Genomic DNA, 15,936 nt, shown 5'->3' on the forward strand with positions numbered 1-15,936 from the left:
CGTAATCATAGCTTGAAAAAGATTCGCTTTTGGTATAGCCAGTAACACAGCAGCCACTCCAGAAACAGCGCAGCCAGTGCCACGGCGATGGCAACGACGCTGGCGGGCACGGCCAACGGTGCTAATGCACCGCCGACAAAAATGCCGACGGTGCCATTGAACCATTGCTTGCCCACCGTTTCAAAAAACAGGTAAATAAAAATGGGATTCATACCCACTACGACAAACACCCATGCATAGCGATCGTACCGCTGCACGTCTACCAGCCACCGTAAAACGGCCATAAACAGCAGAATGTAGCCTGCGGATACAAGCACAAAAGACGAGGTGCTGATGCGCTTGATGACAGGTGTCACGGATGTCCAGTCGAGCAGATAGCCTGCAGCGAGGCCAGCCACACCTACGGCAACCAGCTTCCGTATCTGAGCGGCAGGCGATGCATTGCTCATCAACAGCTTACCGGCCAGCACGCCCCAGATGGTATGGGCAGCCGTGGGAATGAAGTTGATGGCGGCCCAGCCGCCGGCATTGTGCTTGCCCATGATCAGGTGATCGAAGTAGGCACCGAAGTTTTCGCCCTTGACGAACGGCCGGTCATAGCCCGGTACGGCAACCCAGCGGTACAGGCACTCCGTAAGTACCAGCAAACCCAAGCTAAACACAAACTGCCACATCGCCGGCCACCGGATAATTAGATAAGCAATCAGCGTCGTGGCGGCGAGCTGGGTAAGCACATTCCAAAGCTCCCACACCAGCCTGCCGGAATACACACAGTGCAGGGCTACCCCGCAAGCAAACAGCTTCAGCGACCGCCAGGCGACAGCCTTGAAATTGGCGGACCAACTGATACCCTGGTGGGTTTTGCGCGTCCATGAGATGTAAAGGGATGTACCGGCAATAAGCATAAAGCCGGGCTGCACGAGGTCCCATGCATAGAGACCATGCCATTCGTGGTGGAAAAACTGGCCTACCACGGCGTGTGCCAACCCGCCCGGGGCGGCATGGGCAAGGGCTTCATAAAGCCCACAGGCCTCGGCAGCCAGCAGAATCATGATCAAACCGCGCATCACATCCAGCGAAAGGACGCGCGCGGGCGATGAGGTTGTCTGGGTCTGTTCCATGTTGTATGGGGTTATTCGTCCATAGGTAATAGGTAGGCGGGCTGCCCTTCACCGGGGGCGCGCCCAAGCTGCGCTGACCAGTCGCTCTTCGTGACGGTCATACCCAACCGCAAGCCGCCACCGGTGAGCCCCTTGAGCTTGCCGCGCTCTATACGCAGCTCGAATTGTGTACGGCCGCCTGCGGTTACCACCGTACCCAGGGTGTAATAGTCAGGGATGGACTGCTGGGCAAAAGTAAATCCCGATTGCGGGCCTTCATGGTAAAATACGTCCATACTGCCGGCAAGCAAGGGGCCTTCCAACAGAATATCGTAGCCACCCCCGGAAAACGTGCCCGTAAGCAGACCCGTGCCCGGATTGTTGTCGCTATCCAAGTAAAAATCAAAAATATCGCCCGCCTGGGGCTGGCTGTCCAGATCGACGTACAGGTAGAGGTAGTTTCCGTCATAGTCCAGCTTGACTTCGTTGACAATACCTCCCGCAGAACCGGGATCAATGACATGCTGTGTCACGGCCTCCCAATCGGATAGCGTGTTGTCGTCAATCCGCACGGGCGAGGTCTTGGCAATGTTGATAACGGTGGAGCCTTCATAGGTGTTGCCGTTGGGAAGCGTAGCATAAAGCGTGGCCACGTACTTGCCTTTGCCGGGATATTGATGCACCGGGCTTTCGCTGGTCGACTCGTTGCCGTCTCCGAAATCCCAGCGGAAGCTTTGGGCGCCCTCCGTCTTGTTGATGAATAGGACCTCATTGCCCGTTATTTCCAGCGCAAACAGGATATCCACTTCCGGAGTGGGTGTGGTCTGGAATTTGGTGCAACCGCCGGCCATCAACCCGATGGCCACTGCGGTGATTAGATAGCGGAGTTTGTTCATCTTGGTCGCATTAGGGATTTTGGGTGACTAATGGGTTACTTAATACTTCATCGATGGGAATATGGTAGATGCTGCGAGGGTGCTGCCAGTCCAGCCGGATGTTGGCAAAACCTGCGGGCCGGCGCGAGTGGTCGATGTCAGACTCACGCAGGCCCACCAGGTGGTAGCCCCAATAATCGCGCACCAGATCTTGCTTATTCCGGTATACGTCAAACATACGATGCCCCTCGAAGGCCAGCTCGATACGGCGTTCGTTCCAGACGGCTTCCAATGCGGTAAGCCCGGCGGGCGGTTGCCCGTCATAGCGGTGGGCTGCCAGTCCGCGGTTGCTGCGGATGATGTCCAGATCATCCAAAGCTTCCGCCGCGCGGTTGCTCTTTGCCTTGGCTTCCGCACGGTTTAGGTACAATTCGGCTAGCCTGAACATGATGGGCGAACTGAGGTTGGGGTTGCCATCCTGATAGGAAAACTTCTTGATGTAATAAATGGGAATGCCATTCAGGCGCCTCACTTGCCCGGACTCGTCTTTCAGCGCCTCGATGTATTGCCAGCGCACGTCTTCGGGATGATCCTCCATCAGGGCGCGCAGCGAGGCGGAGGCAAATTCTTCCCCCCACCCGGAATTGCCATCGGAATACACCATCGACGCGATAGAGCCCCGGCCGTAATCATCAACGCTGGTGAATGCGACACAGAAAATGGTTTCACTGGCCGACACGGCATTGGGAAATAACGACGGGTAAGTGCTGGGTGTCGTCAGCGTAAACCGCCCGGAATTGATCACCTGGTCCGCATAGCGGATAGTCTCCTCGTGGTTTTCCATGTATAAGTACACGCGCGACAGCAATGCCCAGGCAGCTTCTTTAGATGCATACTGCGCCCCACGGGGATTGTTCATCAACGAGGCACCCCGCTCGGCATCAGCAATGATGGCCTGGTAGACCTCCGCCACGGTGGCGCGCTCCTTGGCTGCGGGCTCGTCAAGCGCCAGCCGCAGGATGACGCCCGGAGCGTTTGGATCATGGGTGTACGGCTTGGCAAAAAGCCGCACCAAATTGAAATGGGTGAACGCCCTCAGGAAGTAACACTCGCCGAGCAATTGCTCGGTGGCTGCATCGGTGCCGCCCTGTTGCTCGACGGCCTCGATAACTGTATTAACCGTGTTGATGATCTTATAAGAGATATACCAGAAAAATCGGGTATTGGCCTGCGTAGGTGTGTGATCCTGCGTAAAGCTGTACCAGAGCGGATCGGTTGTGACCTGCCCGCAGACGATGTCGTCACTGGCAAAATCGGCCAGCTGGAAATACTGCCGCAGGTACATGTTGTTCGAACTGACGACACCATTGAATTCGACATGGTCTTTGTATAGTGAATATGCGCCGTTCAGGGCGTTCCGGAGGCCGTCGCTCGTCGTGACCAGCGTGCCGGTAGTAAGCGAATCGGAAGGTTCGACAACCAGGTTGCAACTGGTGCTGAATAATCCTCCGAGTATGATGATGAAAAATATACGGATGCTCATGTTTCTTAATCGTTTAAAACCTACAACTGATGTTAATTAAAAATTGCCTGTTGTTCGGGTACTTGAAGTCAGCGACCCCCGGCATGGTCCAGCTTTCCGAAACGATGGTGGTTTGCGGATCCTGCCCCAGGAAGTTGGTAAACGTATAGACGTTGTCTGCCGTCAGCGCCACCGTCAACCCCGAAAGCCGCAGCTTGCTGACGAACGCGGAGGGCAGGTCATACGACAACGCAATGTTGCGGATGCGGAAATAGCTTGCATCCATGAGGAAACGGGAGGATGGCTCTGCCGAATTGGCCGCATTCTGTGGACTGGGCTCCGTGGCGATATCTCCGGGCTTGGTCCAGATGACCGTGCCCTCCGGGCGCTTGACCTGATTGTAATAGGGTTCATGCCCGTCGTTGAATACGTAGCGCAGGTCGTTGCTGAACACCTTGTTGCCGTAGCTGAAGGCGGTATTGACCTGCAACGTGATATTGCGGTAACGCAGCGCGTTGTTGAACCCGCCCTGATAGCGGGGCAACGCAGATCCGACCTCCTGATGGGTAGCTTCGGCATAATTGGAGGTCAGCTCCCTTGCCACTGCGGATCCCTCGGCATCGTAGATCAGCTTCTCCCACAGCGGTGCGCCGGTCTGCGAATCTACACCGGCCCATTTGGGCATGTAAAATTCGTAAAGGCGGCCGCCATTGCGATAGATCTGGGAGACGCTGCGCGACGTGGTACGGATGATCTCGCTGGGTAAGCCCGACAGCGTGTTGCTGTTGAAACTGACGACCACGCCTGTATTCCAATCCCAGTGGGTCGACTGCACGGGCTGCGCATCCAGCCCGATCTCCAAGCCCTTGTTTACCACATTGCCGGCATTTTCCCACCGCACTTCAAAGCCGATGGACGGTGGCTGCGACACTTGCAGCAACAGGTCTTTGGTGATGTTTCGATAGGCGTCTACCGTAAGGTTGACACGCCTGAACAGGGACAGATCAACGCCTACGTTATACTGGTGCTTGCCCTCCCAGGTGAGGCCGGGGTTGGCCAGCTGGTAAGGAATAGCAGCCACATTTGAGTTGTACTGGCTGGAAAGCGCAAAAAGACCAAGAAAACGGGTGCTGCCGATATCCTGCGTGCCCGTGACCCCATAGCTGGCCCGCAGTTTGAGCGAACTGATAACGGCATGATCGTGCAGGAACGGCTCATTGCTGACAAACCAGGCTCCGGATATGGCGGGGAAGCCAGCGTACTGGTTGCCCTTGGGGAATGCCGACGAGCCGTCTATACGGTAGGATGCCGTAAGGAAATACCGGCTGTCGTAATTATAGTTGACCTGCGAAATGAACGATTGTAATGCCGACCGGTCGAAATACCCGTTTACCATCTGGTTGTTTGACACCACATTGAGCACTCGCAGGCCCTCGGGCAAACCACGGCCGGAGCCGCCGGAATATTCGCTGCGTCCACCTTCGAAAGCAACGCCGGCCAGCCCATTGATGTGGTGCTTGCCAAAATCGGTATTTACGCGCAGGAGGTTGGTCGAAATACCGCCATAAAATAGCGAATTGGACTCATCCAGGTAACCAGTGCCGTGGTATTGTCCGGCAACGACGGGCGAAAAGTAATTGGTGCCCTTGTTGTAGCCTGCGGATAAACGGTTGGACGATGAAAAGGTAAGCCATGGCGTGATCGTGTAGTCCAGCGTGAAATCGTAGTTGGCATCAAACCCTTTGTAAGGATGATCGGAATTTTCGATCGTATGCACCGGATTGATCTTGTCTCGCGACCACCACCTGAACGGCACATTACCATCCACATAGCGCGGAGCACCGTTTTCGTCATACGGATTGTCCCAGGGCAGGTTTAAAAAGGTGTAATACATATCCATATAGTCATAACTCCTGCCCATGCTGGCGCTCAGGTTCAAGTTGTTGCGCACCTTGAGCCGCTCGGAAAAGCGATACTCGGTATTGGCGCGCAGGTTGAGGCGCTTATAATCGGTATTGAGGAAACTACCGACTTCATCATAGTATGAAACGGCCGCATAATAGCTGTTTTTATCCGTCTTGCCCCGGACGGAAAAATAGGCATTGGTGGTTGGCGCTGAGCTGAAGGATTCTTTCAACCAGTTATAGTCCTGATCGCGCAGTGTGAGCGGGCGTTCATTGTAAAACTTCAACAGGTCAATCTTGTAGGTATTGTTTTGCTCTCCGATGATGTAGTCCCGGTAAAACTGCTTATGGTGTTCGTAGAGTTCGGCCCCGCTCATCATCTGCATGGTGCCGAAATCGGCCGTTTTGATGCCGGTCGTCAGGCGCGCCTCGAACGTATTTTTGTCCTGCGTGGCTGTTTTAGTCGTCACGATCAGTACGCCGGCATTGGCCTGCGAACCGTACATGGCGGTGGCTCCCGCGTCTTTCAATACGGTGATACTTTCCACATCGTTGGGGTCGTAATTGCCCCCGATAATCCCATCGACCACGACCAGCGGCTGCTGCGAAGCATTGATGGAAGACACGCCACGTAGGCGTATCTCGGGTGCAGCGCCGGGCTGTCCGGAGCTGTTGATGATCTGCAAACCCGGAATCTTGCCCTGCAACATCGTGCCGACGTTGTTCGCCGTGACATCCATTAGCTTGTCCGCTTTGACAACGCTGACGGCACTGGTAAGCTCCTCGGCCTTCACCTGGCTATACCCCACGCTGACGACGACCTCATCCAGCAAAGACTGCTCCTCCTCCAAGACAATCGTGAGATTGGCTTCAGCGGCAGGCACTTCCTGCGGTTTGTAGCCGATAGACTGGATGACGAGTATCGCACCCTTTGCGCGCAGCCGCAAGGAAAAGGTCCCGGCTTCATTCGTGGAAGTGCCGTTTGCCGTGCCTTTTTCCAGCACACTCGCCCCATCTATCGGTTCGCCGAGGCCATTCCTGACCGTGCCGCGGACGACGAACTCCTCTTGCTGTGGCGATAGATCCTCCTTTTTGCGTACGACGATGATGGTTTTTTCCCTCACCACATAACGGAACGGCTGTCCGGCAAAGACGGCTTTCAGCGCCTGCTCGACGGAGCCTTTCTGAAGATCAACCGTGATGGGTGCGGCTTCCCGTAAGTATTCGGCATCATAAATAAACGTATAGCCGGTTTTGCTTTTTATCTCCCGGAGCACTTCTTCCAAGGAAGCGTTTTTTACCCGCAGACTGACTTCCTGCGATAATGCTTCGGCACCGACACATAGGCTGAAGCAAAGCGTAAAGAAAACGGTCAATTTCATGGCAAGGAAAATGCTACATGCATGTTTGCTAAATTTCATACATTTGTGAATTAGGTGGTTAAATTGTTAATGATCGCTATTGAATTGACAGGGATTGCCTAATTGCACCGGGGGTGTTGCAGCACTTCCGGTTTTTTTGGCTTGTAGTAGATTACTTAACCAAACGTACCCTCCTTTCTTTTAGCTCAAACTTGATTTCGCTGGTCATATCGATCATCTCCAACAGCGTTGCCAGCGAAACATCCCGCGGAAGCACGGCATATAGTTTCTTGTTGGGCATGTGGTCAACGTCAATCGTAACGTCGTACCACCGGGCGATGTCTTGCATGACCGTAGCGAGCGCCGTATTGGCAAATGTGAAATAACCGTTTTTCCATGAGGCATATTCCTGGGCGTTGACATTCGCCACCGCCACGGCTAGGGTCTGCCGGTTCAGCACTGCTTGTTGGTTGGGTTTAAGCCGCAGCGGACCGCTGCTTCCCTGCAACGGGCTGATGGCCACACTGCCCCGCAATAGCGTGGTCTGGATAATCGGCTCGCCAGCGTATGCCCGGATATTGAATGCCGTGCCCAAGACCTGCACCTGCTGTCCGGCCGTGTGAACGATAAAGGGCTGATCGGCGTGCGCTACGTCGAACAAGCCTTCGCCCTCGAGGTATACCTCCCGTCTGCCGGCCGTAAAGACCGGCGGAAACCGTAGCCTGGAATCGGCATTGAGCCAAACGTCACTACCGTCGGGCAGCACCACTTGGTATTGCCCACCGCGCGGCGTGCTGATCGCGTGCAGGGGCTGCCCGCCAGTTGAATGGCCCGGGGACGCAGCTTGGCCCACATGGTATACCAGCTGCCCATCTTTGGTTTTGTCAATACGTACGCCGGCTGTCTCGGCCACTGCGCCGATCCGGGCATCGTCCAACGCTATGCGGGAGCCATCTGGCAAGGTAAGTGTAGCCCGGTTGCCCCCCGCGGGGACATCCTCGGCGACAAGTAAAGGCAACGGGTGAACCGGCGAGCGAAGCGGGCGGCTGTAAAACGTATAGGCAATGCCGAGACCGAGCAGCAATACCGCCGCCATGATATAATGGCGACGCCTGCGCCGGACAATCGGCACATGGTGCCTGTCATCGCCCAGGTCGTGATCCATCTCGTCGGCCAGCAAAGCATCCAGCTTCCCTTCACGGACCAGCTGGAAAAATACCTCCAGCTCGTCGTCTGTGGCTGTCTTGTTCTTGTACCGCCGGATAAGCTCCCGGTAAAAATCGGTTTTATCCATCATGCATTCGTCTTCGCCCTGTTTAATACAAGGACAGGTTGCCGGACAGATAGGGTAGCAGAAAATCGATTTTTTTTAGTGTCCAGCGAAAAATATTGCCAACAGGCTGGCAATGAGGCCCAAGGTAACGCCTAATTGCTTTTCGGCGAAAGCCCGCAGGACTTTGAGGGTGCTGACCATATGGTTTTTGATGGCATTTCTGGAAACGCCGAGGGCTTTTGCCGCTTCATCATAGCTCTTGCTTTGCTCCCGGCACAGGTTGAATACTTCACGCGATCGTTGGGGCAACCGGGATAGGACCTCTTCAAGCAGCATGTCGTACTCACGATCAACCAGCCTGCGATCGGCGGCGTCCTGGCGGCCGCTATAGTGGATAAGCAATTCGCCTAAAGCCCGCTGGGAGACGGAAATCCGCTTTAGCGCGTTGACGGCCAGGTTTCGCGCAAGTACATGGAGGTAGGGCCTGAATTCGCGTACGTCAGCAAGCTGCTTCCGGTTGTTCCACAGTTTGATGAACAGCTCTTGGCAAAGATCTTCGGCCAATGCTTCTGCATGGACATACCGCATGAAAAAAAACCGCATGCCGGGCTGGTATGTCCGGTAAAGACAGGCAAATGCTACCTCATCATCGTTACTGATCCGGTGCAGAAGTTCGTTTTGCTCCATGCGCTTGTTCGTTTTGATACGATTCCCCAGTCCGGCACCGATGCTTCCTATCCGGTGCCAAAGTCCCCTACAGCCGCTGGCAAACCATCAACGTGTATCCTCAATGTTGATTTGTCGTTTTACAATTGGTGCGTATAACTATCGCAATGCTAACAAAAGAAATCCAATCTGCCAAGCGCAGCCCACACGCAAACGGTTGCTCAATTTTTTGCCTGCGTCAACCGCGCTTTCCCCTTATGCCTTACGCAACAACCATGTTTCATTGGTACGTTTTTCGCTTCTTTATGTGTATCTTTGTATTAATATTAGAAGCAGTCATGGTGGGAAACGAACAAACGACGGATAGGAACAGCTTAAACCCCAATCAGGTTATAGACAAATACCAACCGGATAATTGAATGATTTTGTGTGGTTTATACCGATGTATACCGAATTGTTGAAAACTTGTGTTGACAACATCAGCCAACAAATTCCTATTTTGTAATCATCAAACTGTGACTGACATCAGGGGGAGAAAGCCCCGCATTAGTTCTTAAAATTAGGAGTATAGATGGAAGAAGATTTCGAATATGGGCCTGCCGAAGATCCTAAATTTTCGGTAGCACGTTATGAAGAAATGATTCGCAATAAGGATCAGTACTTTTTTGACACACAGGCTTTTGAAGGGATTATTGACTACTATATGGATAAGAATGATCCCATCAAAGCCTTGCAAGTGGTGGAGTATGCTGTAAGCCAGCACCCCTTTGCCGCTGTTTTTTACCTCAAACAGGCCCAGCTTTTTGCCGTTACCAGCCAATTTTCCCGAGCTCTGGAGTCACTGGACAAAGCCGAGACGCTTGAACCTTCAGAGGGCGATATCTACTTAATAAAAGGGGGTATCCTGGGCAACCTGGAGCGCTATGATGAAGCTTTCCGAAGTCTCAACAAGGCATTGGATCTGGCAGAAAACACCGATGATATTTACTTGCAGATAGCCTTGTTGTATCAGAATAAGGGCGACTATGAAAAAGCCATCCACTACCTCAAGCGCAGCTTGCAGCAGAATATGGAAAACCAGGATGCGCTGTATGAGCTGGCATTTTGTTATGATGTGCTGGATAAGCAGGAAGAGAGCATTGGCTTTTACAAACAATACATTGATAATGATCCGTACTCGTATGCGGGCTGGTACAACCTGGGCAACGCGTACCACAAATTAGGCCGGTATGAGGAGGCTATTGATGCATATGACTACGCCATCCTCATCAAAGACAATTTTGCCTCGGCCTATTTCAACAAGGGGAACGCATTGGTAAACCTCGATAAATACAGTGAAGCCATTGAGGTATACAAGCAGACCTTCGAATACGAGCCACCGGGCGCTGAAACGTATTGCGCCATCGGCGAATGCTATGAAAAGCTGGAACAGATGGATGACGCCCGGTCGTATTACAAGAAAGCCGTCAAACTGGATGCCAACCTGGCGGATGCTTGGTTTGGAATCGGCGTCACGCTCGACTATGAAGAGCGGTATTTTGAGTCGCTGCACTTCTACAAAAAGGCGCTCGACATTGAGCAGGATAATCCGGATTACTGGTTTGCCATCGCCGACGCACGGTATAAACTGAAGCAACTGGACGAGGCCGAGCAGGCTTACGAGAAAGTGGTCGAACTCAATCCGGTAGATGTGGAGGCCTGGCTCGATTTTTCATCGATCCTGTACGAGCGCAATAAACTGGATAGGGCCATCGAAACCATCGCAGAGGCCATCAAAAATAATCCGGACGGGGCAGAACTCTACTACCGCATGGTGGCGTACCTCATCGCCGCTGGCCGGTATAACGAGGCCTTGAACTATCTCGAACTTGGCTTGGCCGCCGATCCGCAGAAACATGTCGTGTTGTTTGAATACCTGCCTCAACTGCGGGATAATAAAGCGATAGCCGAAGTCATTAAAAAATACATGTCCTGACCGCATGGATTATACCAGACGTGCGAAGGCAACGTTTATATATGCAGTAACTTTCGGGCATATGCATGGTTTTTCATGCATATGCCATTAGCCGACAACAGCAACAAGTAGCACATCAATGAATTTTCAGCTGAACAACGTTCCTTTACGAACGCAGAAACCCCGGAAGAATGGTTTGACCATGGTCATGGATAAAGGACTGAGCGTCCGGCAGGCCGAAGACCTTGTGGCCGTAGGCGCAGCCTACATTGACTTTGTCAAACTGGGGTGGACAACCGCCTATATCACCCCTAAATTGGAGGAAAAACTTGCCGTATACCGCGACGCGGGCGTAGCACCCTATTTCGGCGGCACATTGTTTGAAGCGTTTATCATCCGCAACCAGTTTGACGATTTCCTACGCCTGTTGGAAAAATACCAGTTGGGCTATGCCGAAATATCGGACGGCTCCATCACGATGCCCCACGAGGAAAAATGCGAATACATCGCCAAGGTGGCGCAGCACGCCACGGTAATCTCGGAAATCGGGTCAAAGGACAATACCAAAATCATGGCCCCATATAAATGGATTTCCTTAATGAAGGCAGAGCTTGAAGCGGGTACATGGCGCCTGATTGCGGAATCGCGCGAAAGTGGCAACGTGGGCCTGTACCGGGAGTCCGGTGAGGTGCGGCAAGGCCTGGTAGATGAGATCCTGAATGAGATACCCAACGAAAAAATTATTTGGGAAGCCCCGCTGAAGTCACAGCAGGTGTACTTCATCCATCTCCTCGGTCCAAACGTGAACCTGGGCAACATCAGCACCAACGAAATCATTGCATTGGAGACCACCCGCCTCGGGCTCCGGGGTGACACGTTTCATAATTTCATTTGATGAAACCTGCATAAATACCAACAGAAGGTTAAGCATAATTTGTGCAAGATTCATTGCCTTAAAAAAAAAACAATTTATTCGAATGAAAAAATTCGGGTTGATCGGATTCCCCCTGTCGCATTCGTTTTCAAAAAAATATTACGACGCCAAGATCGCGCGGGAGCAGCTTGCGGGTGTAGGCTATGAGCTGTATCCCATCTCGTCCATTGAAGCGTTTCCGCGACTGCTTAGGGATGAGCCGATGCTTATGGGCATCAACGTAACGATCCCGTATAAAATCGCCGTAATGGATTATGTTGATCGGCTGTCGGCCGAGGCCGAAGCCATCGCCGCGGTCAACTGCATCCGCATCGAACGGCCGGAGGAAGGCAAGCCGCTGCTCACGGGCTACAACACGGATGTCTATGGTTTCATGGAATCGCTGAAGCCGCTGCTCCAGCCTGGTCACGACCGCGCATTGGTACTGGGCAACGGCGGCGCCGCAAAGGCCGTTGTCTATGCGCTCGCCCAGCTGGGGATAAGCTATTCGATCGTGTCCCGTTCCCCGCTACCGGGGCAATATACGTATGCCCAGCTGGATGCTGCTGTCTTGGCCGACCATCCGCTGATCATCAATACCACGCCGTTAGGCACCTATCCGGCAACGGGAAACTACCCGGACATTCCTTATGCATGCCTCGGCCCGGGGCATCTGCTCTATGACCTTATTTATAATCCCGCTGAAACGGAATTTCTGAAACGGGGAAGAGCTCAGGGAGCAGCCACGAAAAACGGGCTCGAAATGCTGGAACGGCAAGCTGAACGGAATTGGGACATCTGGAACATGACCTGATGCGAAAGTACCTCGGCCACCTGTTGATCTTGGGCTTTGCCGCCAGTGCATGGGCGGCTTGTACCTCGGCGGATTATTCTCCCAAGCCACGGGGATATTTCCGTATCGAGTTTCCGGAAAGAGCTTACCACCACTTTTCCCCCGATTGCCCCTATGCGTTCGACATGCCCGACTACGCCACCATCGAGCCGGACCGGACGGCCGATGCCCAGCCATGCTGGGTAGATGTACGATTTCCGCAATTCAATGCTCGCATACACCTGAGCTACGTGCCGGTGACCAACCGGGAAACCTTTAACGAGCTGGTGGAAGATGCCCGGACGTTTGCCTTCAACCATACGGTTAAAGCCACCGCCATCGACCAGCAGCGCATCAGTCGCCCCGATGCGGGCGTATATGGCCTGAAATATGAAATCAAGGGAAATGCTGCCTCAAGCATCCAGTTTTTTCTGACGGACAGTACCGATCATTACCTGCGCGGAGCACTTTACTTTCATGAAAAACCACGGCTGGACTCCATACAGCCGGTATTGGACTTTATCCGGGCCGATATCGATACGCTCATTCAGACACTGCGCTGGAAATGAGTCAAAAAAAGCCCTACCTTTGTCCTTATGATCCATATCAAATCTTTCGTATGCAACCCGTACCAGGAAAATACGTACCTGCTCTATGATGACACGGGTGTAGCGGCAATCATTGATCCGGGGATGTATGGCAGCAACGAAGAACAGCAGGTGAAAAACTTCATCGATGCCGAAGGGCTGCGGCCGGAGCTATTGCTCAATACCCACTGCCACGTCGACCATGTGCTGGGCAACCGGTTTATCCATGAAACGTATGGCTTGTTCCCGCAGTTTCATGAAGGGGAGCTTCCCTTGCTGATGGAAGTACAGAACTACGCCCCGCAGATGGGCATCCGATACGACCTATCGCCCATCGGGGAGACGTTTCTTCCGGCATCGGGCACCGTGACCTTCGGCGAAAACACGTTAGCGCTTATTTTTGCGCCTGGCCATTCGCCTGCTCATCTGTGCTTCTATAGCGCGGCAGACGGCTTTCTCATCGGCGGCGACGTACTCTTCAGGAACAGCATCGGCCGCACAGATCTCCCCGGTGGCAACCACCAGCAGTTGCTGGATAGCATCACTCATGGTCTGTATACGCTACCCGAAGATACGGTAGTATATCCGGGGCATGGCCCCGAAACCACCATTGGATACGAAAAGAAAACCAATCCATTTATCCGGGGGTAGCAGCCATGAATCTCGCATTGTACTTTGCCAAACGCTACCTGTTTTCCAAGAAAACGGTCAATGCCATCAACATCATCTCGGGCATCAGCGTCGTGGGGGTACTGGTGAGCAGTGCATCGCTCATCGTCATTTTATCGTTTTACAATGGCCTGGAAAACCTGATTTTTTCCATGTACAGTGCCTTCACGCCTGACCTCCGCATTGAAGCGACCAAAGGAAAAGGATTCGCCCTGGATCCGCAAACGACAACCTCGATAAAAAAGCAGCCCGGCGTAGCGACGTATAGCGAAGTGCTGCAGGAACGCGTACTGCTTCGCTATGGCGATGCCCAGTATATCGGCACCCTAAAGGGGATGACCGTAGACGATTCGGTACCGGCTATGGATACGCTGCTCGACGACGGGCATTTTGTGCTGAAACACGGCGAGGATTCCTACGCCATCATGGGTGCCCGCGTACAAGGCACACTGGGCGTCTCCCTGCAGGATGAGCTGCGCCGCATAGAAGTGTTTTCCCCCCGGAAAGGCGTAGTGAATAGCCTTAATCCGGCAGAAGAATTTACGATGCGGACAATACGGCCGGCGGGCGTGTTGCAGTATCAGCAGGAGTTTGATGATCTGCTGATTGTGCCCATGGATTTTGCCCGGGAATTGCTGGGCGAGGCCGAACAGGTTTCGGCCATCGAAATCAATGTGGCGCAAGAGATGGATCTGGCCAACGTGCAGCGGGCACTGGCAGCAGCGCTGGGCGACGGCTATGTCGTTAAAGACCGCGAACAACAAAACCCAACGCTGTATAAGATCGTCCGCACGGAGAAATGGGCCGTATTCCTCATCATTGCTTTTACAGGCATGATCGCTATCTTCAATATTGTGGGTTCGCTCACGATGCTCGTCATCGACAAAAAGAAAGATATCTCCGTGTTGATGGGCATGGGTGCCAACCACACGCTGATACGGCGCATTTTCTTTTATGAAGGGCTGCTTATCTCGCTCATGGGCTGCGTGGCTGGATTGCTGTTGGGGTTCCTGTTTTGCATATCGCAACAGGCCTTTGGTTGGATCCGCTTCGGCGAGGGAGAAAACCTGGTGACGGACGTCTATCCCGTAGCGATGCGGGCGGGCGATTTTCTGCTCGTGTTTCTGACAGTCTTTGTCGTCTCAGCCGTGATTTCATCGGTGTCTTCGCAGCTGAGCGTTAAACAAACGGTACGGCTATCCTGATTGACGTCCGCGTGGAGCGCCGTTCACGTCCAACGGCTTCCTGTTGCTGGTTGCCCGTTACTGGTTATTACCGCGGCTGCGGCTCTTATTTCCTTCTGCAATCTGGCGAATCAGGTTACCCCAAGCAAAAGGGCTCAACAGTGGGTTGGCCATACGTTGGTTGACAGCCTGATTGGACAGCCGGATATGGTTTTGCATGGCACTGAAGTTTTGGATCTCTTCCGCACTGCGCGGCGTCACTGCCGCCAAGGCCGCTATGGATTCAGGAGAAAGGTTCTTCTTGGCCACAACAATGTCGTCGTCTGCGATTTCGAGCGACATGAATGCCATATTGAATTCATCAATACTAGCCCAGGGATAGGGCGTCACCACGGGCAGTTCTTTGATTTCTGCCGTCATATGCACCATTGCCGTATACTTATCGTCCGGAACTTTCGGAATCACAACCTGCGCAGCGCGGTAACCCACCGAACGGAACAGGATGGTATCCCCCTCGTGGGCTACGAATGAAAAGTATCCCTGGTGGTTCGCCGTAAACGTCTGGCTGTTGAACGATTGGTTGATGACCGTGACATAAGGTACCACCACGTTGGTGTCTGCATTGTGGATAACACCGCTGAATTGTACAAGCTTTTTCTGCTGGGCAAAGGAGGACACGGCCATTCCCATGACCAGCAAAATCACAAATATATTACGGAATAACCTCATAATTAGCTAACAAAGCTACGCATTTGTAAGTTTTATTTTCCGTTAAATAATGTTAAATGCCCGCCCGAAACTATCCGTTGACCTTCGGAATCGGCATCGTGGCATTTGGATCATCCATGTCGGTGATATTGATAGCCTCCACGGCAGTAATCTCCGGAACGGCTTTCTTAATTGCCTGCTCCAAGCCGGCCTTGAACGTCATGATGCTCATGGCACATGAAGCACAGGATCCCAAAAGCTTCAGTTTAACTACGTTTTCTGCCGTAATCTCATCGATACTCACATTGCCCCCGTCCGTCTCAAGATATGGCCGGATGGAGTCCAAGGCCTGTTCTACTCTTTCCCTTAGTTCCATAACCTTTATGAT

14 protein-coding genes are annotated in these 15,936 nt (G+C 53.1%); 6 read left to right on the forward strand and 8 right to left on the reverse strand.

From position 1 onward, the window contains the following. Positions 1-5: 5 nt before the first annotated feature. The 6 genes from B5X72_RS11690 to B5X72_RS11715 form a co-directional block, all read right to left on the reverse strand. Positions 6-1,121, reverse strand: coding sequence for an acyltransferase family protein (locus tag B5X72_RS11690; RefSeq protein ID WP_079717085.1), 1,116 nt, complete (start codon positions 1,119-1,121; stop codon positions 6-8). Positions 1,122-1,132: 11 nt separating this feature from the next. Continuing rightward, the gene (locus tag B5X72_RS11695) at positions 1,133-1,996 is read right to left on the reverse strand and encodes a PKD domain-containing protein (RefSeq protein ID WP_079717086.1); all 864 of its coding nucleotides are present in this window, start codon (positions 1,994-1,996) and stop codon (positions 1,133-1,135) included. 10 nt (positions 1,997-2,006) lie between these two features. Further along, complete coding sequence (locus tag B5X72_RS11700) at positions 2,007-3,518, reverse strand: RagB/SusD family nutrient uptake outer membrane protein (protein ID WP_079717087.1); 1,512 nt, start codon at positions 3,516-3,518, stop codon at positions 2,007-2,009. 13 nt (positions 3,519-3,531) lie between these two features. Continuing rightward, positions 3,532-6,822: a SusC/RagA family TonB-linked outer membrane protein gene (locus tag B5X72_RS11705; RefSeq protein WP_233632612.1), complete on the reverse strand. Its 3,291-nt coding sequence runs from the start codon at positions 6,820-6,822 to the stop codon at positions 3,532-3,534. 112 nt (positions 6,823-6,934) lie between these two features. Next, entirely contained in the window at positions 6,935-8,059 is a 1,125-nt protein-coding gene (locus tag B5X72_RS11710; protein ID WP_079717088.1) for a FecR family protein, read from the reverse strand. A 72-nt stretch (positions 8,060-8,131) separates the two neighbouring features. Beyond that, positions 8,132-8,722: an RNA polymerase sigma factor gene (locus B5X72_RS11715; protein WP_079717089.1), complete on the reverse strand. Its 591-nt coding sequence runs from the start codon at positions 8,720-8,722 to the stop codon at positions 8,132-8,134. Between the two features lie 550 nt (positions 8,723-9,272). Between B5X72_RS11715 and B5X72_RS11720 the strand changes: the two genes are divergently transcribed. The 6 genes from B5X72_RS11720 (at position 9,273) to B5X72_RS11745 (ending at position 14,861) form a co-directional block, all read left to right on the forward strand. Next, positions 9,273-10,676: a tetratricopeptide repeat protein gene (locus tag B5X72_RS11720; protein ID WP_079717090.1), complete on the forward strand. Its 1,404-nt coding sequence runs from the start codon at positions 9,273-9,275 to the stop codon at positions 10,674-10,676. Positions 10,677-10,794: 118 nt separating this feature from the next. After that, positions 10,795-11,550 carry a phosphosulfolactate synthase gene (locus B5X72_RS11725; RefSeq protein ID WP_079717091.1) on the forward strand — a complete coding sequence of 252 codons (756 nt, stop codon included), beginning with the start codon at positions 10,795-10,797 and terminating at the stop codon, positions 11,548-11,550. Positions 11,551-11,632: 82 nt separating this feature from the next. Beyond that, positions 11,633-12,382 carry a shikimate dehydrogenase family protein gene (locus B5X72_RS11730; protein ID WP_079717092.1) on the forward strand — a complete coding sequence of 250 codons (750 nt, stop codon included), beginning with the start codon at positions 11,633-11,635 and terminating at the stop codon, positions 12,380-12,382. Beyond that, complete coding sequence (gldD, locus tag B5X72_RS11735; RefSeq protein ID WP_079717093.1) at positions 12,382-12,969, forward strand: gliding motility lipoprotein GldD; 588 nt, start codon at positions 12,382-12,384, stop codon at positions 12,967-12,969. Before B5X72_RS11730 ends, gldD begins: the two co-directional genes overlap by 1 nt. A 27-nt stretch (positions 12,970-12,996) precedes the next feature. Next, positions 12,997-13,638, forward strand: a complete 642-nt coding sequence (locus B5X72_RS11740) for an MBL fold metallo-hydrolase (protein WP_079717094.1) — start codon at positions 12,997-12,999, stop codon at positions 13,636-13,638. A gap of 5 nt (positions 13,639-13,643) precedes the next feature. After that, positions 13,644-14,861 (forward strand): FtsX-like permease family protein, encoded by a 1,218-nt coding sequence (locus B5X72_RS11745; protein WP_079717095.1) that lies wholly within the window; start codon positions 13,644-13,646, stop codon positions 14,859-14,861. A gap of 57 nt (positions 14,862-14,918) precedes the next feature. Here B5X72_RS11745 and B5X72_RS11750 read toward each other — a convergent pair whose 3' ends face one another. Both B5X72_RS11750 and B5X72_RS11755 read right to left on the reverse strand, forming a co-directional pair. Then, on the reverse strand, positions 14,919-15,569 hold the full coding sequence (locus B5X72_RS11750) for a hypothetical protein (RefSeq protein WP_079717096.1): 651 nt from the start codon (positions 15,567-15,569) through the stop codon (positions 14,919-14,921). Positions 15,570-15,639: 70 nt separating this feature from the next. Next, entirely contained in the window at positions 15,640-15,924 is a 285-nt protein-coding gene (locus B5X72_RS11755; RefSeq protein WP_079717097.1) for a NifU family protein, read from the reverse strand. Positions 15,925-15,936: the final 12 nt, after the last annotated feature.

This window comes from Parapedobacter luteus, assembly GCF_900168055.1.
Taxonomy (GTDB): Bacteria; Bacteroidota; Bacteroidia; order Sphingobacteriales; family Sphingobacteriaceae; genus Parapedobacter; species Parapedobacter luteus.